General features: G+C 69.8%; 18 protein-coding genes. 9 read left to right on the top strand and 9 right to left on the bottom strand.

Annotated elements, in window-relative coordinates:
- The first annotated feature begins 46 nt into the window (after positions 1-46).
- Both V8246_RS06295 and V8246_RS06290 read left to right on the top strand, forming a co-directional pair.
- The gene (locus V8246_RS06295) at positions 47-2,275 is read left to right on the top strand and encodes a S9 family peptidase (protein WP_336188435.1); all 2,229 of its coding nucleotides are present in this window, start codon (positions 47-49) and stop codon (positions 2,273-2,275) included.
- A gap of 31 nt (positions 2,276-2,306) precedes the next feature.
- Positions 2,307-2,741, top strand: a complete 435-nt coding sequence (locus tag V8246_RS06290; RefSeq protein WP_336188434.1) for a cytochrome c oxidase assembly factor Coa1 family protein — start codon at positions 2,307-2,309, stop codon at positions 2,739-2,741.
- A gap of 60 nt (positions 2,742-2,801) precedes the next feature.
- On the opposite strand, the gene V8246_RS06285 is transcribed toward V8246_RS06290, so the two are convergent.
- Positions 2,802-3,263: a hypothetical protein gene (locus V8246_RS06285; RefSeq protein ID WP_336188433.1), complete on the bottom strand. Its 462-nt coding sequence runs from the start codon at positions 3,261-3,263 to the stop codon at positions 2,802-2,804.
- A gap of 132 nt (positions 3,264-3,395) precedes the next feature.
- Between V8246_RS06285 and V8246_RS06280 the strand changes: the two genes are divergently transcribed.
- From V8246_RS06280 to hemB, 3 genes are all read left to right on the top strand, one after another.
- Positions 3,396-4,415: a pteridine-dependent deoxygenase gene (locus tag V8246_RS06280; RefSeq protein ID WP_336188432.1), complete on the top strand. Its 1,020-nt coding sequence runs from the start codon at positions 3,396-3,398 to the stop codon at positions 4,413-4,415.
- 69 nt (positions 4,416-4,484) lie between these two features.
- A complete protein-coding gene (locus V8246_RS06275; RefSeq protein WP_336188431.1) occupies positions 4,485-4,733 on the top strand; it encodes a hypothetical protein in 249 nt (82 codons plus the stop codon).
- 97 nt (positions 4,734-4,830) lie between these two features.
- Complete coding sequence (hemB, locus tag V8246_RS06270) at positions 4,831-5,820, top strand: porphobilinogen synthase (protein ID WP_336188430.1); 990 nt, start codon at positions 4,831-4,833, stop codon at positions 5,818-5,820.
- Positions 5,821-5,887: 67 nt separating this feature from the next.
- Here hemB and V8246_RS06265 read toward each other — a convergent pair whose 3' ends face one another.
- A complete protein-coding gene (locus tag V8246_RS06265) occupies positions 5,888-6,619 on the bottom strand; it encodes an outer membrane beta-barrel protein (protein ID WP_336188429.1) in 732 nt (243 codons plus the stop codon).
- 357 nt (positions 6,620-6,976) lie between these two features.
- Here V8246_RS06265 and aroE point away from each other — a divergent pair, with 357 nt between their 5' ends.
- The 4 genes from aroE to V8246_RS06245 all read left to right on the top strand — a co-directional run bounded on the left by aroE (position 6,977) and on the right by V8246_RS06245 (position 9,965).
- On the top strand, positions 6,977-7,825 hold the full coding sequence (gene aroE / locus V8246_RS06260; protein ID WP_336188428.1) for a shikimate dehydrogenase: 849 nt from the start codon (positions 6,977-6,979) through the stop codon (positions 7,823-7,825).
- Positions 7,822-8,709, top strand: a complete 888-nt coding sequence (locus V8246_RS06255; RefSeq protein ID WP_336188427.1) for a hypothetical protein — start codon at positions 7,822-7,824, stop codon at positions 8,707-8,709. The genes aroE and V8246_RS06255 overlap by 4 nt, the downstream gene beginning before the upstream one ends.
- A 46-nt stretch (positions 8,710-8,755) precedes the next feature.
- On the top strand, positions 8,756-9,109 hold the full coding sequence (locus V8246_RS06250) for a hypothetical protein (RefSeq protein WP_336188426.1): 354 nt from the start codon (positions 8,756-8,758) through the stop codon (positions 9,107-9,109).
- A gap of 79 nt (positions 9,110-9,188) precedes the next feature.
- Complete coding sequence (locus tag V8246_RS06245) at positions 9,189-9,965, top strand: ThuA domain-containing protein (protein ID WP_336188425.1); 777 nt, start codon at positions 9,189-9,191, stop codon at positions 9,963-9,965.
- 4 nt (positions 9,966-9,969) lie between these two features.
- Here V8246_RS06245 and V8246_RS06240 read toward each other — a convergent pair whose 3' ends face one another.
- The 7 genes from V8246_RS06240 to V8246_RS06210 are packed head-to-tail and all read right to left on the bottom strand — an operon-like array spanning position 9,970 to position 17,723.
- Positions 9,970-10,998 (bottom strand): DUF4380 domain-containing protein, encoded by a 1,029-nt coding sequence (locus V8246_RS06240; RefSeq protein WP_336188424.1) that lies wholly within the window; start codon positions 10,996-10,998, stop codon positions 9,970-9,972.
- Positions 10,999-11,006: 8 nt separating this feature from the next.
- Positions 11,007-12,305 (bottom strand): DUF58 domain-containing protein, encoded by a 1,299-nt coding sequence (locus V8246_RS06235; protein ID WP_336188423.1) that lies wholly within the window; start codon positions 12,303-12,305, stop codon positions 11,007-11,009.
- Positions 12,302-13,303: a MoxR family ATPase gene (locus tag V8246_RS06230; protein WP_271251299.1), complete on the bottom strand. Its 1,002-nt coding sequence runs from the start codon at positions 13,301-13,303 to the stop codon at positions 12,302-12,304. The genes V8246_RS06235 and V8246_RS06230 overlap by 4 nt, the downstream gene beginning before the upstream one ends.
- A complete protein-coding gene (locus tag V8246_RS06225; RefSeq protein ID WP_336188422.1) occupies positions 13,300-14,499 on the bottom strand; it encodes a DUF4350 domain-containing protein in 1,200 nt (399 codons plus the stop codon). The genes V8246_RS06230 and V8246_RS06225 overlap by 4 nt, the downstream gene beginning before the upstream one ends.
- Positions 14,496-16,058: a DUF4129 domain-containing protein gene (locus tag V8246_RS06220; protein WP_336188421.1), complete on the bottom strand. Its 1,563-nt coding sequence runs from the start codon at positions 16,056-16,058 to the stop codon at positions 14,496-14,498. The genes V8246_RS06225 and V8246_RS06220 overlap by 4 nt, the downstream gene beginning before the upstream one ends.
- Positions 16,048-17,046, bottom strand: coding sequence for a stage II sporulation protein M (locus V8246_RS06215; protein ID WP_336188420.1), 999 nt, complete (start codon positions 17,044-17,046; stop codon positions 16,048-16,050). The genes V8246_RS06220 and V8246_RS06215 overlap by 11 nt, the downstream gene beginning before the upstream one ends.
- Positions 17,043-17,723 carry an RDD family protein gene (locus V8246_RS06210; protein WP_162110928.1) on the bottom strand — a complete coding sequence of 227 codons (681 nt, stop codon included), beginning with the start codon at positions 17,721-17,723 and terminating at the stop codon, positions 17,043-17,045. Before V8246_RS06210 ends, V8246_RS06215 begins: the two co-directional genes overlap by 4 nt.
- Positions 17,724-17,827: the final 104 nt, after the last annotated feature.

Raw genomic sequence — 17,827 nt, 5'->3', positions numbered from 1 at the left:
AATGCCATAATCCAGGCCTGACCGGCCCCGCCGCCCGAGAAACCTCATGCGCCTTGCCCTGTTCGCCCTGATGACCGCCGCCACCGCCCTGCCCGCTCACGCCGAGAAGCTCACCCTGGAAGCCATCACCGGCAGCGCGCCGCTGTCGGGGCCGACGCTGACCAAGCCACAAGTCGCGCCGGACGGATCGCGGGTGACCTTCCTGCGCGGCAAGGACCGCGACCGCAACCGGCTGGACCTGTGGGAATACGACATCGCCAGCGGGCAGACGCGCCTGCTGGTGGATTCGTCGGTGGTGCTGCCGGGCGAGGAAGTACTGAGCGACGAGGAAAAGGCGCGCCGCGAACGCCAGCGTATCGCCGCGCTGTCGGGTATCGTCGACTACCAGTGGTCACCCGATGGCAAGGCGCTGCTGTTCCCGCTGGGCGGGGAGCTGTATTTCTACGACCTGACGAAGTCCGGCAGGGACGCGGTGCGCAAGCTGACGAACGGCGGCGGCTTCGCCACCGATCCGAAGATCTCGCCGAAGGGCGGCTTCGTCAGCTTCATCCGCGACCGCAACCTCTGGGTCATCGACCTGGCCAGCGGCAAGGAAGTGCAGCTGACCCGCGACGGCAGCGACACCATCGGCAACGGCGTGGCCGAATTCGTCGCCGACGAGGAAATGGACCGCCACACCGGTTACTGGTGGGCGCCGGACGATGCGACCATCGCGTTCGCGCGTATCGACGAAACGCCCGTGCCGGTGCAGAAGCGTTACGAGGTCTATCCGGATCGCACTGAAGTGGTCGAGCAGCGCTACCCCGCCGCCGGCGACCACAACGTACTCGTGCAGTTGGGCGTGATTGCGCCGAAGACCGGCGCCAGGCCGCAGTGGATCGACCTCGGCACCGACGAGGACATCTACCTGGCCCGCGTGGACTGGCGCGATCCGCAGCGCCTGACCTTCCAGCGCCAGTCGCGCGACCAGAAGAAGCTCGAGCTGGTCGAAGTAACGCTGGCGACGGGCGGACAGCGCACGCTGGTGACCGAGACCTCGACCACCTGGGTGCCGCTGCACAGCGACCTGCGCTTCCTGAAGGACGGACGCTTCCTGTGGTCGTCGGAGCGCAGCGGCTTCGAACATCTGTACATCGCGTCGGAAGACGGATCGACGCTGAGCGCGCTGACGCAGGGCGAATGGGTGGTCGATGGCCTGCTGGCGTTCGATGAGGCCGCCGGCCTGGCCTACGTGAGCGGCACGCGCGACGGCGCCACGGAAGCGCATGTCTACGCCGTGCCTCTGTCCGGCGGCGAGCCGCGTCGCCTGACGCAGACGCCCGGCATGCACGCGGCCACCTTCGCGCGCAACGCCAGCGTCTTCGTCGACAGCTGGTCCAGCGACACCACCCTGCCGCAGATCGAACTGTTCAAGGCCGACGGCACCAAGCTGGCGACCCTGCTCGTCAACGACGTCTCCGACGCAACGCACCCGTACGCGAAGTACCGCGCCGCGCACCAGCCGACCGCCTACGGCACGCTGACCGCCGCGGATGGCACCACGCCGCTGCACTACAGCCTGATCAAGCCGGCCGGCTTCGATCCGAAAAAGCAGTATCCCGTCGTGGTCTTCGTCTATGGCGGCCCCGCCGCACAGACGGTGACGCGCGCCTGGCCCGGCCGCAGCGACAGTTTCTTCAACCAATATCTGGCCCAGCGGGGCTACGTGGTGTTTTCGCTGGACAACCGCGGCACGCCACGCCGCGGCGCGGCCTTCGGCGGTGCGCTGTACGCCAAGCAGGGCACGGTGGAGGTGGACGACCAGCTGCGCGGCGTCGAATGGCTGAAGTCGCAGGCGTTCGTCGATCCGGCGCGCATCGGCGTGTACGGCTGGTCCAACGGCGGCTACATGACGCTGATGCTGCTGGCCAAGCACAACGAGGCCTACGCCTGCGGGGTGGCGGGCGCGCCCGTCACCGACTGGGCGCTGTACGACACCCACTACACCGAGCGCTACATGGACCTGCCGAAGGCGAACGAAGCCGGCTACCGCGAGGCCAGCGTGTTCACCCACGTGGACGGCATCGGTGCCGGCAAGCTGCTGCTGATCCACGGCATGGCCGACGACAACGTACTGTTCACCAACTCCACCAAGCTGATGAGCGAGCTGCAGAAGCGCGGCACGCCGTTCGAGCTGATGACCTACCCCGGCGCCAAGCACGGCCTGCGAGGCAGCGACCTGCTGCATCGCTACCGGTTGACCGAGGATTTCCTTGGCCGCTGCCTGAAGCCGTAAGCGTTCAACGGGAAACGACCGGAGCCCGCGCATGCACGCCGCCACCCCGCCCCCCTCCACCTGGTGGAGCCGCAACTGGAAATGGTGCGTGCCGGTGCTGGCGGCGCTGCTGCTCGCGCTGTTCGCCACCTTCGTATTCGGGATCCTGATGCTGGTCTTCGGCGCGATGAAATCCTCCGAACCCTACCGGCATGCGATGACGCAGGCGCAGACCGATCCTGCCGTCACGGCCGCGCTCGGCACCCCGATCCGGGCCGGTTGGCTGGTGCAGGGCAATTTCAGCAGCAACGGCCCCGACGGCGAGGCCAACCTGTCCATTCCGCTGGACGGCCCGAAGGCCGACGGCACGCTGTTCGTCGTCGCGGAGAAGCACGCCGGCGAGTGGCGCTACGAAACCCTGGCGGTGAACGTGGACGGTGGCGAGCGGATCGTGCTGGAAGACGACGCGGCGATGCCCCTGCCCTGATCCCCGAACGACGAAAGCGGCCCAGGGCCGCCTTCGCGCATCCGATCCTGGCGGACCGCGTCAGGGTTTGGGCGCGGGATCGGGCACCACGAGGGACGGATCCACCGGCGTGCCCGGCGGCACGTAGATGGCCACGCCGGCGGCCTGCTTCTGGGTGGTGGGAATACCCACGCTCAGTCCGCCACCCGAGTGGCGGCCGTAGCTGCCCGCACCGACCGACATGCCTACGGGCGAACCGCTGGAGCCCACGCCCAGCAGGACGACGCCGTTGGCGCCGAGGGCGGCAGCTTCGCGCTTCAGGCGCGCCACGGCGGCATCGGTCTGGCCCTGGGTGCCGAAGCCGACCGCGCTCTTGGACTCCAACTGCGCGATTTCCTGCGAACCGGCCGGTGGCGTGCGGTAGATCTGCACCTGCGCAGGATCGATCGGCGCGCGGGCCTGGCCCAGCATGACCTTGGAGCTGCCCGCGCACCCGGCCACAAGCGCGGCGACGAGCACGATGGCGACGGTACGGAACGACATGGCGGCTTCTCCCGGTGGCCCAGCGGCGATGTTCCGCCGCACCGCCTGAATACTGGCATATCCCGTCGTCGGGCGGTGCCACGGGGCGGCGGGTTATCATTTCACCTTGACCATGCGCCTGTTGCCCGCACGATGAGTTCCGCTCCCGACCTCCCGCCCGCGCCCCCGCGGCTGGCGGTCGACTACATCCACGCTCCCGGCCCGCAGGCGCTGCTCGGCATGCCCGAAACGCTGGCCGTGTTCGGGTTCGGCATGCTGGCGCCCAGCTCGGCCGCCATCGACGATCCCCGCTACCTGCACGTGCCGCTCTCGCCCCTGCGTGAAGCCGCGGCGCCCTATGAGGTGTGGCGGTCGGCCGGTCCGGTGGCCACGGGGCGCGAAGGCGCCATCCGCTACAGCCACGACGGCGCATTGATGTTCGGCGTGCTGGAGTGGGAAGAACCGGACGGCGGCATCCTGCATGCGAGCGCCCATGCGTACGCGGCGATGATGGCGTTCTGGCGGGACAGCGGTTATCCACACCTGCTGCGCATCTGGAACTACTTCGACGCCATTACCGAGGGCGAAGGCGACGGCGAACGCTACCGGCAGTTCTGCGTCGGCCGCGTGCAGGGCCTGGGCGATGTGGACACGCGCACGCTGCCCGCGGCGACCGCCATCGGCAGCCGTGACGGTCGCCGCGTGCTGCAGGTGTATTGGCTGGCCGCCCGCGAGCCCGGCCTGCCGCTGGAGAATCCGCGCCAGGTCAGCGCCTACCGCTACCCGCGCGAGTACGGGCCGCAATCGCCGACGTTCGCGCGTGCCCTGTTGCCGCCTTCGTCACGCGTGCCGCTGCTGCTGTCGGGCACGGCCAGCATCGTCGGCCATGCGTCGCAGCATGCCGATTCGCTGCGCGCCCAACTGGACGAAACGCTGACCAACCTCGACAGCCTGCTGGGCGCGGCGCGCGAGCGCGCACCGACGCTGTCGCCGCACCTGGACGGCACCTCGCGACTGAAGGTCTACGTGCGCGACGCGGGCGATGCCGACGCCGTCGCCGCGCAGCTGGAAGCCCGCCTGGGCACGCGCGTGCCGTGGCTGATGCTGCATGCCGATGTCTGCCGGCGCGAGCTGCTGGTGGAAATCGAAGGCATGCACGGCGTCGGCGCTTGAAGCGACAGGCCCGCATCCGCATAGTGCCGGCATGAGGCGCCGCAACGCGCGCCGGCCGGAGGATGTGCGATGGGACTGATCAGCCTGCTGTGGGGCATCGTGGCGATGCTGTGGATGGTGCTGGCCCTCATTCCTCTGCTGGGTTGGGGCAACTGGTTCCTGATCCCGTTCGCGGCGGTGGGCGCGATCATCGCGGCCGTCGGCATCCTGTTCACCCGCACCGAGCACCGCGGCCGCGCCAAGGCCGGGCTGGTGCTCAACGGCATCGTCATCGTGGTGGGGATCGTCCGCCTGTCGCTGGGGGGCGGAATCGTCTGACACGCCTCCGAACGCAGCGTTCTGCGCTGCGACCGCCTGTCGCAGGCCGGGTCGGGCCGCGCGGGCGTATCATGCGGCGCTCTGCCAGGAGCCCGTGATGGCCTACCCGTATACCCGCCCGCGCCGCATGCGCCGCGACGAATTCTCCCGCCGGCTGATGCGTGAGAACGTCCTGACCACCAACGACCTGATCTATCCCGTGTTCGTGCACGAGGAGAAGGGCCGCGTGCCGGTGGCCTCGATGCCGGGCGTCGAGCGGCTGTCCATCGATGAGCTGCTGCGCGTGGGCGAGGAAGCGCTGGAACTGGGCGTGCCGGTGCTCGACCTGTTCGGCGTGCCCGATCCGGCGACGAAGACCGCCGACGGCCGCATCGCCTGGGACGAGGACGGCATCATCCCGCGTGCGATCCGCGCCCTGAAGGCGCGCTTCCCCGAACTGGGCGTGATGAGCGACCAGGCGCTGGATCCGTACACCACGCACGGCCAGGACGGACTGATCGACGACACCGGCTACATCCTCAACGACGAGACGATCGAGGCGCTGGTGAAACAGTCCCTCGCGCATGCCGCCGCCGGCGTGGACATCCTCTCACCCAGCGACATGATGGATGGCCGCATCGGCGCGATCCGCGAGGCGCTGGAGAAGGCCGGCTTCATCAACACCCGCATCATGTCGTACGCGGCCAAGTACGCCAGCGCGTTCTACGGCCCGTTCCGCAGCGCGGTGGGCAGCGCGGGCAACCTGGGCAAGGGCAACAAGTTCACCTACCAGATGGACCCAGCCAACTCGAACGAAGCCCTGCACGAGATCGCGCTGGACCTGGACGAAGGTGCGGACATGGTGATGGTCAAGCCGGGTCTGCCGTACCTGGACGTGATCCGCCGGGTGAAGGACGAGTTCGGCGTGCCGACGTTCGCGTATCAGGTGAGCGGCGAATACGCGATGATCAAGGCCGCCGCCGCGAACGGCTGGCTGGACGAGAAAGCCTGCGCGCTGGAAGCGCTGACCGCGTTCAAGCGCGCTGGCGCCGACGGCGTGCTGACCTACTTCGCGCTGGATGCGGCGCGCTGGCTGCGCAACGGCTGACGTCGACCGCACGCGAAGCAAATGAAACGGGAGCCTTGCGGCTCCCGTTTTCGTTCCTGTTCCCGCATCAGAACCGCGCTTCGACGCCCAGCGTCACCGTGTCGGCACGGCTGAAGTCGCAGTCGTAGCGGTAGTCGTCATCGCAGTCGCTGTCGTAGTACTCGTCCGCGTAGACGAATCCGGTATACCCCAGCGTGATGTTGAAATGGCGGTTGATGTCCACGCCGACCGCCAGGCCGGCATAGCCGCCGTCGGTGGAGAAGTCGCCACCGTCGGGGATGTCCTGTTCCGCGTCGAAGTAACCGCCGCGCACCATCATGAACCAGGGGCTCTCGCCGAAGTTCATGCGGGCATTGGCGCCCAGCGCTTTGTACGTCGCCTTCGGATAGGGCCAGCCACCATCGGTCGTTTCGTCCAGCCGGCCGCCGGACAGCTCCACGCCCACCTGCGTCCACGGACCGGCCTGCCAGCGGTAGCCCGCGCTGACGGCCACGGCGTCCTGCTCGACGTCTTCGTAGATCCAGCCCTGGCCGGCCTGCACGCCGACGAAGAAGCCGCCGTCGTCCTGCTCGCGTGCAGCGGTGTCGAAGGTGGCGGCATAGGGGGCCGGCGCAGGCGCCGCGACGGGCGCGGGTGCCGGCGGCGCGGCATCGGTCTGCACCGGCGTCGCGGGTTGCGCAGGCGCGGGGGCCGGCGTTTCCTTCTTGCGGAAGGCGTCGTAGGCCGGCGAGAGGGACTGGGCCTGGGCGTGGAAGGCGAAGGCCACCAGGGCCAGCGGCAGGCAACGGAACAGCGTCATCGGATTTCCCCTTTCGGTCATGGTGATGTCCCCGCGTCCTTGCGGTACCGGCGGGGTGGCGTGGGTGCTCGGCTTGCGCCGCAAAGGCCTGCACATGCGGGGGCGTCGCGTGGCCGGTTCGCGGCCCGTGGATGCCCGCCCGGTTCCGGATGCGATGGAGGGTGGCCGGACTCCCCTTCCGGCCCGCCTGTCGCCCTGATCCCTGGCGCCTTTGCAGCGGCGGCACAGTGCCGCCGCACCCACGGCCTGTCAAGCCGCGGGCCGCGCGCGGTAGACTCGGTCGGAGCGGCAGCGACGCCCCCGTTCGCGGCGCGTCCCTGCGGCATCCCATTCCTCCTGTCCGACGGGGTCCGCACCATGTCCAGCCATCGCTATGCCGTCTTCGGCCACCCCGTCGCTCATTCGCTGTCGCCGCGCATCCACGCCGCGTTCGCGCAGCAGGCCGGCATCGCGCTGGAGTACACCGCCATCGATGCGGCCCCGCACGATTTCGTCGCCGCGCTCGACCGCTTCGCCGACGACGGCGGCGCGGGCGCCAACGTCACCCTGCCGCTGAAGGAAGCGGCCTTCGCGATCTGCGCACAGACCACCGACCGCGCGCGCCGCGCCGGTGCCGTCAACACGCTGACCCGCAACGAGGGCCAGTGGCATGGCGACAACACCGACGGCGCCGGGCTGGTGCGCGACCTGACCGGTCGCCACGGCCTGGACCTGCGCGCACGGCGCGCGCTGCTGCTCGGCGCCGGCGGCGCGGCGCGCGGCGTGGCGCCTGCGTTGCTGGACGCGGGCATCAGCGAACTGATCATCGTCAACCGCACGGCCGAACGCGCGGACGCGCTGGCCGATGCACTCGGCGAACCCGACCGCGCGCACTCGCGTTACTGGAAGGACCTGGGCGATCTGGGCGACTTCTCGCTGATCGTCAACGCCACCTCGGCCTCGCGACAGGACCAGGGCGCATTCACCCTGCCCTTCCACCTGGCCACGCCGCGCACGCTGGCCGTGGACCTGAACTACGGCGAAGCCGCCATCCCGTTCCTGGCTTGGGCGCGCGCCGCCGGCTGCCACGATGCGGTGGACGGACTGGGCATGCTGGTGGAACAGGCTGCGGAGGCGTTCGAGCATTGGCACGGCGTGCGCCCGGATACCGACCCGGTCTACGCCGCGCTGCGCGACCGGGACAAGGTGCTGGTGACGGCGGATTGAGCGACGTGATGCGTGCTTGGCTTGCTTTCATGTTTTTGCTCGCTGCACCCTGCCTGGCATCAGGGAAAGAAGAAGCGGGAGCCATTGCCGCGGTGGACGAGTGGCTGGAGATTCCGATACCCGATCAAACACAGCGCGAAGAGCGCCTGGTTTGGGAATATGCGGCCAACTACTCCCCTTTGTCGTGGTATGTATTCCGTCGCGGCCATACCTTGGCTGCATCACCTGAAGCGTCACGCCCCCGATCTCCGCGGCCGCCCTTCCTTCCCGCCGAGGGGAAGCGTGCCGATGGCATCGTCGCGCAACGTATCGACGACGGCTGGCTGGTAGCGTTCAATCACGGGGAGTTCGGTGCCGAACTCTCGTGGTTTAGTGAAGATGGGAAAGAGAATCGGAAAATATCCATCCACCACGTGGTGGAGTTCGTTCGTTGGCAAGGCAAGTGGCATGCCATTGAGGGCCTTGCACACCTGGGCTCGTCTCGTGGCTCACTCATCGAGCTCGATCGTTCACAGGGCGCGTGGCAAACACGGACGGTAACCCAGCTTCCTGCTGCTCCATCCGCGGTGTCAGCTAAAGCGAACGGCAACCTCCTGATCACGCTGAGCGACTCCTTGGTCGAACTCGAACCGGACGGTCGACTCCGTATTTTGCTCGCGGATGCCCCCTGGATGGGCTTGTACGCGACATCCTCGATCTGGGATGAGGAGACGGGAACTTTGTACATCGGCATGCGCCAGTACGTAGCGCGCTACGAGATAGCAACTTCGACGTTGGCGATGCTTATTCCCTCTCGAGCCTTTTTGCATCGTCTCGCGCCTGATCAGGAGCGGGGCGTTCGCCGTCAAGCGACCCTCATGGGGACGCATTTATGGTCCGACTGACGCTGCCTCGACTGCGATAACCCAACCCCCCCGAAAGGAATGATGCATGGACGGCTTCCTCACCCAACTACTGACGATGCTGGGCTACCAGCTGCCCGAACTGCTGGCCTGCGTGGCCGGCATGGCGATGCTGCTGATGTGGGCGCCCGCCGCGCCGGGACGGCCGCTCGCGCTGGCGGGCACGGGACTGATGCTGGCGGCCGCGGTGTTGCGTGGCGCGATGAGCGCCTGGCAGGCGTGGCTGGTCCACAGTGCGGCCGATGGATACGCCTCGATCAGCGGAATGATGTCGCTGTTCGGCGCCGCCGGCATGCTGCTCGGCGTAGTGTCCGCGGCAGGCCTGGTGATGCTGGCCTGGGGCGCCAGCAAGGCGATGCAGGCGGCACGCGCACCCGCCTAGGCGATAACCGCATACCCGCGGCGCGAATCGGAATAGGTCCGCGCGCACGTCGTGCGATGCCGGCCGGTAGCATCGTGGCATGACCCGACGCCTGCTGACCCTGCTCCTGTGCCTGGCAGCCCTGCTGCCCTGCATCGCCCTGGCACAAGACCAGTTCAAGGTGCTGGTGGTGGCCATCCCCAACCGCTACCACCACGACTACACCGTGGTCGCCAAGCCGCAGTTCGAACGCATGGCACAGCGGCATGGCGTCGACCTGACCTGGTCGTGGAACAGCGCCCCTTTCGACGGCGACCTGTCGCCGTATGCCGCCATCGTGCTGCTCAACACGCCGGGCGATGAGTTGAAGGCCGCGCAGCGCACGAACTTCGAGACGTACGTGCGCAAGGGTGGCGGCGTGGTCGCGGTGCATCGCGCCCTGATCTTCAACCCGCCCGGCGAGTGGCCGTGGTTCGAGCGCCTGATCGGCCGCACGTTCCGCATCCACCCGCTGGTGCAGACGGCGACCGTGCGCGTGCAGGATGCGTCGTTCCCCGCCACCTTCGGTCTGCCGGCACGCTGGATCTGGACGGACGAGTGGTACGAATTCAACGCACCGGTCACGCGCGGCCTGCGCACGGTACTGAGCGTGGACGAAACGACCTACGACCCCACCCGCATCTGGCCCGGCCAGACCGCCAAGGGCATGGGCGCACACCATCCCGTGGCGTGGTACCACCGTTACGACGGCGGGCGCGTGTTCGTGACCGCGCTGGGCCACACGCCGGCGCTGTACGACGATCCGCTGTACATGGAACACCTGTACGGCGGGATCTGGTGGGCTGCGACCGGCAAAGGCATCGACGCGGCGCGCTGAGGCTTCAGTCCGCCGTGGAAGCGATGCACAGCTGCAGGCGGCGGCACAGGAAGGCGAGGTGCGCCTGTGGCGTATCCGCGCCGTCATACGGCAACACGGTCCAGCGCTCGCGTGCCTGCATGGCCTCGCCCGGCACCAGCGTGCGGTACGGCGCATGCACCTCCATCTCCAGCAGACCAGCCGCGATGTCCTCGCCATGATCGAGATAGAGCTCGACCTGTCCCTGCTGCGGATGGATGGCGCTGCGCGGCTGATGGTCGAACCGGATGACGAACGCCTGGCCGTGCGCGAAACCGGCCATCCATCCCGCCGCGGGCTGCATCAACACCTTCCCGCGACGGCTGACGCCCGCCGCCGATGGCGGCAGGAAGGAGAACACGCCGGCGTCGATGCGCCACGCGGGCGCCATCGCTTCCGCGGCTTCGATGCGGACCTCGGCGGCAGCGGCGACCGGCACGTACACGCGGGTGGCGGCCGAGGTGCGTGTGTTGAACCACAGATCGCGCGAAACGGGGCGGTCGCGGATGTTGCGCGCCAGCGCGGTGACCTCCAGCGTGGCCGGATCGGCGGGATCGAACGCGAACGATTTCAGCAGGCGTACGCCGGTGACCGGGCTGTCGATGCCTTCCAGCACCAGCCGATCGGGTGCGCGCGCCACCACACGCGTCTGCGCGAAGGCCAGGTAAGGATCCGGCGGCCACACGGCGCGGGCGTCGCGGCGCGCCGCGTTCACCTGCTGATCGGACCACCATCCGCTCTGTGGACCGAGCCATACATCGTGGCCGAGATAGCCGATGTCGTCCGCAGTCGCCGATACCGCCGGGTTCGGCTGCGAGGCCACCGGATCGCCGATCTTGATCAGGCTGGGATGCCCGGCCAGGCCGAAGGCGAGCACGCGCCCGCCCAAGGCGGGCGTGACCTCCAGGACGGCGTCGCGCGACTGCAGGCGGATGCGTTCGACGTCCGCGGCATCGGCTGCGAACACGTGCATCCAGATCGCCGTCGCGAGCAGGAGGACCGCCTTCGTGCGCATGCGAGCCACTACAGCACGCCGTCCCGCTTCACCGCCAGGTAGCGCTCCACCAGCGCCGCCGGCAGTTCGTCGGCGGTGACATCCAGCACCATCACCCGGTGGCTGCGCAGGGCCTCGTGTGCGGCGGTGCGCTGCTCCAGGTAGCGTGCGACGGCACCGGCATGGAGGGCGCCCTGCAGGTCGCGCACCTCTTCGCCGAGCGCCGCGTCCAGCGATTTCTCGCGCAGGCTGGCCACGCAGACCAGGTGGCGCCGCTGCAGCAGCCGCACCGACGCCAGCAGGTCGTCGATGTCCTCGTCGCGCACGTTGGTGACCAGCATCACCAGCGCGCGCCGGCGTTGCCGCAGGCTCAGCTCGGTGGCGGCGGCCAGGTAGTCGGTGGCCACCGGGCGCGGTTGCAGGTCGTAGCTGGCGCGCAGCAGCGTATCGATCGCCGCCATGCCGCGTTGCGGCGCCACCCAGCGACTGTCGCCGCCAGCGGCGAGAAGTCCCACGCCATCGCCCTGCCGCAGCGCCAGGTAGGAGACCACCAACGAGGCATTGAGTACGTGGTCGAAATGGCCCAGCGCGTCCTCGCGCGCCATCATCCGTCGGCCGGTGTCGATCAGCATCACCAGCTGCTGGTTCTTCTCGTCCTGGTACTCGCGCGAGATCAGCTTGCGTGAGCGCGCGGTGGCCTTCCAGTCGACCTGGCGCAGGCTGTCGCCGACGCGGTACTCGCGCATCTGGTGGAAGTCGGTACCCTCGCCGCGCCGGCGCTTCAGGTGCGCGCCCACCAGGCGCGAGGCCTGTTCGGCACTGAACAGCGCGAAACGCGCCAGCGGCGCGAAGTTGGGGTACACGCGCACCCGCTGCCGCACGCCGGCCACGCGCGACTGCCGCCACAGCGCCAGCGTCGAGCGCAACCGCAGCTGCACGCCGTCGAAGCGGGCATCGCCGCGCGCGGTGGGACGCAGGCGGTAGGTGAAACGCGTCGCCGACACCGGCGCCAGCGACAGCCGGCGCGGCAGGCCCGACGATGTCCATCCGCCCGGATGCAGGTCGAACACCTCCAGCCGCTGCCGGACGTGCGTCTCGAAGCACAGCGCCACGTCGCGCTCGATGCCCAGCGGCAGCGCTTCCGGCACTTCGCGCACCACGTCCGGCGTGGGCCGGCTGCGCAGACGCCACGCATCCAGCGCCGCGATCATCAGCATCGCCCCGCCCGCCAACTGCCATTGCCACAGCGGCCAGCCGAGGAACGGCACGGCCAGGCCGGCCAGACCCCAGCCTGCGATCAGGGCGATGAGCAGCGGTGCCGGCCTCATTTCCGGGGCGCGTCCACCTTGGCCAGCAACGCACGCAACGCATCGTCCGGCGACTGGCCTTCGATCTGCAGTTCGGGCGCCAGGGTGATGCGGTGGCGCAGCGCAGGCCGGGCGATGTCGCGCACGTCGTCAGGAGTGACGAAGTCGCGCCCCTGCAGCACCGCCTGCGCACGCGCCGCGCGCACCAGCGCCAGGCTGCCGCGCGGCCCCGCGCCCAGCGCGATGCCGGGCCAGGTGCGCGTGGCGGCGACGATGCGCACGGCATAGTCGATGACTTCCGGATCCACCCGCACGGCCGCGGTGTCGCGCTGCATGGCGACGATGTCGCCCGCGCCCAGCACGCGCCCGACCTGCGACAGGTCGAAGTCGGCGGCGGTGCGTCCGGTGGTGATGGCATCCACCATGCGCTTCTCGTCCTCGATCGCCGGGTAGTCGATCAGCACCTTCAGCAGGAACCGGTCCAGCTGCGCCTCCGGCAGCGGATAGGTGCCTTCCTGCTCCACCGGGTTCTGGGTGGCCAGGGTGATGAAGGGCGGCGCCAGTTCGAACGATTTGCCTTCGATGGTCACCTGGCCTTCCTGCATCACCTCCAGCAGCGCCGACTGGGTTTTGGCCGGTGCGCGGTTGATCTCGTCGGCCAGCAGGATGTGGGTGAACACCGGGCCGCGACGGATCTTGAAGCTCTCGGTCTTCGGGTCGTAGACGGCGTGGCCACTGACGTCGCCGGGCATCAGGTCCGGGGTGAACTGCACGCGTGCGTAGGTCAGTTCCAGCGCCTGCGCCAGCGCGCGCACCAGCAGGGTCTTGCCCAGCCCGGGCACGCCCTCGATCAGCACGTGACCCCCGGCGAGCAGGGCGATGAGGATCTGGTCCAGCACGTCCGGCTGGCCGATGAAGGCCTTGGACACCTCCTCGCGCACGGCATCGACGCGCGCGGACAGCGCGGTGCCGGGCGTTGGGGGAAGCGCGGGCGGGGCGGCGGCGGTCTGGTCGTTCATAGGCGGTTTCTCAGGTGGATCAGCAGGGCGATGCGGTCGCGGAAAGCCTGCCGGTCGTGCGAGGCAGGCGCATGGAGGGCGGTACGGATGCGGTCGGCGGGCAGGCCGGTACGCTCGGCGATGGCGGCGACCTGCGGCTCGCCCGACAGCGCGGCGGCCACCGCATCGCGGCGGCGCAGGCGCGCCAGGAACGCCTGGCGGACCGCGGCGTACAGCATGACGCCGCGACCGTAGCGGTAGAGGTGCTCGCCGCTGGCGCGCACGTGTTCCAGCAGCGAGCGGCGTTCCGCCGCCGGCGCCGGCACGGGCGGGCCGAAGCGCTGCATGCGCATCCACAGCCAGGCCGCCAGCGCGAGCAGCAGCGGCGCCCACACCATCCAGCCGCGCAGGAACACCGTTCGCCACAGCGAGGGCATCTGCGCGGCATAGACCAGGTGCACGGTACCCAGGCCGTAGTTGGGCGCCAGCACCTGACGCGCCAGCGCACGGTGCGGTCCGTCGCGCAGACCGCCTTCGGGCGGCACGTCCATGGCCTGCCGCGCCAGCGGACCCGAGGCCGTGTTGGTCATGAAATCGAAGTCGGCCAGCAGGTCCACGTGTCCGCGCCCGCGCGCCAGCCGCGCGTAGACATACCCGGCCTGCAGGTCGCCCCAGGCGAGTTCGGGCACCACGCCCTCGAAGGCGAATCGGCGGCCGGTGCAGAACTCGACGTGGTGCTCCTCGCCCTCCACCTGGAAATCCACGCAGTTCGGGCTCTCCTCCACCAGCCAGACCGACAGGCGGTCGAGCAGCGGGACCTGCGGCGCGTCCGGGCCCGCCACGTCTTCGCCCGGCGAGTACAGCGGCGTGCGCACCAGCAGGTGGCCGCCCCCTTCCACCCAGTCCAGCAGGCGTTCTGCATCGGGGGGCGAGAGCGTGCGCGGATCGTTGAACAGCAGCAGCGTGTCAGTGGGCGCGAGCGCGTTGTCGTCCAGCAGCAGGCGCTGGCGCGCGTTGACCTTCACGCCATCGGCTTCCAGCGTCTTCGCCAGCGCGTACAGCGGGTTGTAGGCGGCTTCGCCGGTGGGCGGCAGGTAGAGCGTCTTCTCGACCCGGTGGAACGTGTGCCGGAACCACGCCACCAGCAGCACCAGCACCAGGGCGACCACCAGCACGGCCACGCCCACCAGTCGGCCGTTGCGACGCGCCGCGGTCACGACGCCCACCCGTAGCGCTGCTGCAGTTCACCCAGCAGCGCCTCGAATTCGTGGTCGCCCGGCAGCCGCTCCGCGTAGGCCGCGTACTGCCAGATCCTGACCACGTGCGCGAAGGCCTGGCGGTCCGCCGCCTGCGGCATGCGACGCGAGGCGCGCAGGCACTCGGCCTCGGTCGCGCCCGGCGGCAGCACGATGTCGGCACGCTGCACCATGCTGTCCACGCTGGCGCGATAGAGCAGCGCCAGCGCATGCCGCGGACGCCCCTCGCGCCATGCGCGCCGTGCCGCGGTGGCGATGTCGTCCGGCAGGGTCTCCGGCAAGGTGAGCGCTTCGGTCACGGCCGGCTCCTGCGCCACCGCGGGCGGTCGCGCCAGGCCCCGCATCCACGGCCACCAGTGGCGCACCGTCACCAGCAGGGCCAGCACCAGCACGCCCGCGACCAGCCACAGGCCCCATTCGCCGATGAAGGCCACCACGTTGCCGATGCCGCCCAGCAAGGCCTGGTCGCGGACCGCCACCTCCGGTTCCTGTTCCGGCGCGCGCTGGCGTCGTTGCCACGAGGTCTGGGTATGCCGGCGGTCGAGCAGCGGATCGCGGTACGCCTGGTCGGCCGCCTTGCGGAAGGCGCGGTCATCGACGCGCTGGTCGCCGAACACGATCGGCAGGGTCGGCGGCGTGGGCGCATCGCGCGACGGCGCCGGTGCGGTGGATTGTGCCGTGGGACGCTCGCCATGCCGCTCCTGCGCCAGCGCGCCCTCCGTGCCGGTCCACAGCATCACGGCCAGCAACAGCGGCGCAGCAGCCGACAGGCGTGCACGCAGGGTGCGGAACACGATCTCCAGGTCCCAGGCCTCGATCTGCGTGCGCCGGTTGAGGTACAGGCCGAAGCCCGCGCCCACGTAGAACGGCTCCACCACGCTGATCGCCGCCCATGCCAGTGCGTTCCACCCCAGCTTCAGCCATGCCGGCCATTCCGTCGCCAGCATCCCGAACGCCGCCTGCATGCTGTCCGGCAGCAGGTCCTGCGGCAGGTACATCACCACCGCCGCCACGCCGCCCAGCAGCAGCGCGGTTTCGAAGTGCAGGCACACCAGCGTCAGCAGGATGGCCGTGCCGTAGGCCTGCCCGGCCAGTATCCGGCGACGCTGGCGCAGGCGTTCGCCCTGCACGCCCTCCAGCAGGTCGATCGGCAGGTACAGCGAGCGCACCGGCGACAGCCGCCGCCACGTCAGCAGGTGCGGCAGCGTGCGCACGCCCCACGACGCCTGCGCGCGCAGCGTCTCGCGCGTGCCCGGCACGCTGCCGAACACCGCGCGCGAGATGACGTACAGCGGGATGCGGTCGAAGGCCGGCTTCAGCCACCACATGAGCGCGGCCGCCAGCCAGAACTGGTCGATCCACCACGCACCGAGATTCAGCAGCGCGAACACCGGCAGCGTCAGCCACCACCAGGGCTTCCAGATGGCGCCTGCATGCCGGCGCACCAGCGCCATGCCCAGCTCCACGGCCTCCCAGTCCGAACGCGCGCGCAGCCGGACGGTCAGCTGCTCAATCCGCATCGGCCACCCCGCGTCCGCCGAAACCCAGCCACACCGCCACCAGCGTCCACAGCACCCCGGACACGCTGTACTTCACCGCCGCGGGAATGGACTGCGTCGACGACCAGAACGCCTCGATGAAGGCCGCCACCAGCAGCATGAAGGCCACGCCCAGGCACAGCCGTGCGCCTTTGGCGCCGGCATGGGCCAGCGCATCCACGCGCCGCCGTCGCCCGGGCGCGATCAGCCCCAGCCCCAGTCGCAGGCCGGCGCCACCGGCCAGCACGATGGCGGTCAGTTCGAACGGCGCATGCCCGCACACGAACCGCCACAGCGGATCGCCATAGCCGATCTGCTGCAGGTGACCGAACACCGTGCCGATGCCCACGCCGTTGACCACCAGCACGAACAGCGCGCCCACGCCCGCCAGCAGGCCGCCGGCGAAGGTGCGCAGGCCGATGCTGATGTTGTTCCAGATGTACACGCCGAACATCTGCCAGTCGCTGCCGCTCTCGCGCCCCAGCGCATGGCGCGCGTCGCTGGGGTCGTACATGCGCTCGTACATGGCCACCTGCTCGGGCGAGGCCAGGCTGTACACCAGCTCCGGCCGGACCTGCAGCAGCACGAACATCAGCACCAGCGGCACCACGAACACCACCGCGGCCACCGTCATGCAGCCGGCCTCGCTGCGCACCAGCCGCGGGAAATCCGCCAGCAGAAAGCGCACCGCATGCTGCCAGCGCGGCGGCGGCGTGCGGTACAGCACGCCATGGCCCTGCTGCATCAGGGCCTGCAACCGGTCCACCACCACCGGGCTGTAGCCGCGGCGGCGCGCCAGCGCCAGGTGCTGGCAGATGCGCCGGTAGCGTGCGGGCATGTCCTCGTCGGTCAACACACCGTTGTTGCGCTCATGGCGCGCGCGGCGTGCGCTGCCACCGCGCGCCTGCAGCCAGGATTCGAAGGCCACCCATTCGGCCTGGTGGCGGGCGACGAACTGCTCCTGCCTCATCGCCGTCCCAACAGCCAGTTGGCCATGCCGTACAGGCGCTGCACGCCCACCTGTCCGCGCGCGCCGGTGACCGGCTCGGCCAGGTTGGCCAGCTCCTCCTGCCGGGCAGGCGTCAGCCGCGGCGCGCGTTCGCCGAAGGCGACGATGGCGCCCTGTTCTTCCGGCGACAGCCGTGCCGGCGGCACGAACACGGTATTGACCGGCGCCGGCGCGTGTTCGCGCTCGCCGCCGGCATGCACCACCAACGTGCCCGCCACCATGTCGCCCAGCCGGCGCGCGTGCGGATCGGCCAGGCAGGCGACCAGGCCGGCGGCATAGCCGAACGGCAGCATGTCCACCGTGCGCAGCAGGTTGCGCGTGATCGCGGCCAGCCAGCCCACCGGAGCGCCATCGGCCGACACCACCCGCAGGCCGAGCGCCTTCTTGCCCGGCGTCTGCCCGCGCCAGACCGACTCCAGCACGATGGGGTAGGCCCAGAACACCAGGAACAGGCCGATCAGGTACAGGCCTTCGCCCACCTTGCCCAGCATCGCCAGGACCATGCCCATCAGCATCAGCACACCGATCCGGATGGCCAGGTCGATGCCCCACGCCAGCGCGCGCGGCACCGGCCCGGCGGCGGGCAGGTGCAAACCCACGCCTTCGGGCGTGACGACTTCGCGGTAGGTGTCCAGCATCAGGCGCGCACCCGGCGACGTCCCGCCTGCATGGGCAGGGTGGCCGCGCTGCATCCGATGTGGTTGAAGTGGTGTGTTCCGCTGTCCATGCGCCGTCCCCGTGC

The organism is Pseudoxanthomonas sp. F11, from assembly GCF_037046485.1.
Classification (GTDB): Bacteria; Pseudomonadota; Gammaproteobacteria; order Xanthomonadales; family Xanthomonadaceae; genus Pseudoxanthomonas_A.
Note: the sequence above shows the minus strand (reverse complement) of the source record. Positions and strands in the feature narration are given on the sequence as shown.

What these genes read in the sequence shown, in the direction of transcription:
- V8246_RS06295 (WP_336188435.1), top strand. Translation starts at nt 47, where the DNA reads ATGCGCCTTGCCCTGTTCGCCCTGATGACCGCCGCCACCGCCCTGCCC.
- V8246_RS06290 (WP_336188434.1), top strand. Translation starts at nt 2,307, where the DNA reads ATGCACGCCGCCACCCCGCCCCCCTCCACCTGGTGGAGCCGCAACTGG.
- V8246_RS06285 (WP_336188433.1), bottom strand. Translation starts at nt 3,263, where the DNA reads ATGTCGTTCCGTACCGTCGCCATCGTGCTCGTCGCCGCGCTTGTGGCC.
- V8246_RS06280 (WP_336188432.1), top strand. Translation starts at nt 3,396, where the DNA reads ATGAGTTCCGCTCCCGACCTCCCGCCCGCGCCCCCGCGGCTGGCGGTC.
- V8246_RS06275 (WP_336188431.1), top strand. Translation starts at nt 4,485, where the DNA reads ATGGGACTGATCAGCCTGCTGTGGGGCATCGTGGCGATGCTGTGGATG.
- hemB (WP_336188430.1), top strand. Translation starts at nt 4,831, where the DNA reads ATGGCCTACCCGTATACCCGCCCGCGCCGCATGCGCCGCGACGAATTC.
- V8246_RS06265 (WP_336188429.1), bottom strand. Translation starts at nt 6,619, where the DNA reads ATGACGCTGTTCCGTTGCCTGCCGCTGGCCCTGGTGGCCTTCGCCTTC.
- aroE (WP_336188428.1), top strand. Translation starts at nt 6,977, where the DNA reads ATGTCCAGCCATCGCTATGCCGTCTTCGGCCACCCCGTCGCTCATTCG.
- V8246_RS06250 (WP_336188426.1), top strand. Translation starts at nt 8,756, where the DNA reads ATGGACGGCTTCCTCACCCAACTACTGACGATGCTGGGCTACCAGCTG.
- V8246_RS06245 (WP_336188425.1), top strand. Translation starts at nt 9,189, where the DNA reads ATGACCCGACGCCTGCTGACCCTGCTCCTGTGCCTGGCAGCCCTGCTG.
- V8246_RS06240 (WP_336188424.1), bottom strand. Translation starts at nt 10,998, where the DNA reads ATGCGCACGAAGGCGGTCCTCCTGCTCGCGACGGCGATCTGGATGCAC.
- V8246_RS06235 (WP_336188423.1), bottom strand. Translation starts at nt 12,305, where the DNA reads ATGAGGCCGGCACCGCTGCTCATCGCCCTGATCGCAGGCTGGGGTCTG.
- V8246_RS06230 (WP_271251299.1), bottom strand. Translation starts at nt 13,303, where the DNA reads ATGAACGACCAGACCGCCGCCGCCCCGCCCGCGCTTCCCCCAACGCCC.
- V8246_RS06220 (WP_336188421.1), bottom strand. Translation starts at nt 16,058, where the DNA reads ATGCGGATTGAGCAGCTGACCGTCCGGCTGCGCGCGCGTTCGGACTGG.
- V8246_RS06215 (WP_336188420.1), bottom strand. Translation starts at nt 17,046, where the DNA reads ATGAGGCAGGAGCAGTTCGTCGCCCGCCACCAGGCCGAATGGGTGGCC.
- V8246_RS06210 (WP_162110928.1), bottom strand. Translation starts at nt 17,723, where the DNA reads ATGCTGGACACCTACCGCGAAGTCGTCACGCCCGAAGGCGTGGGTTTG.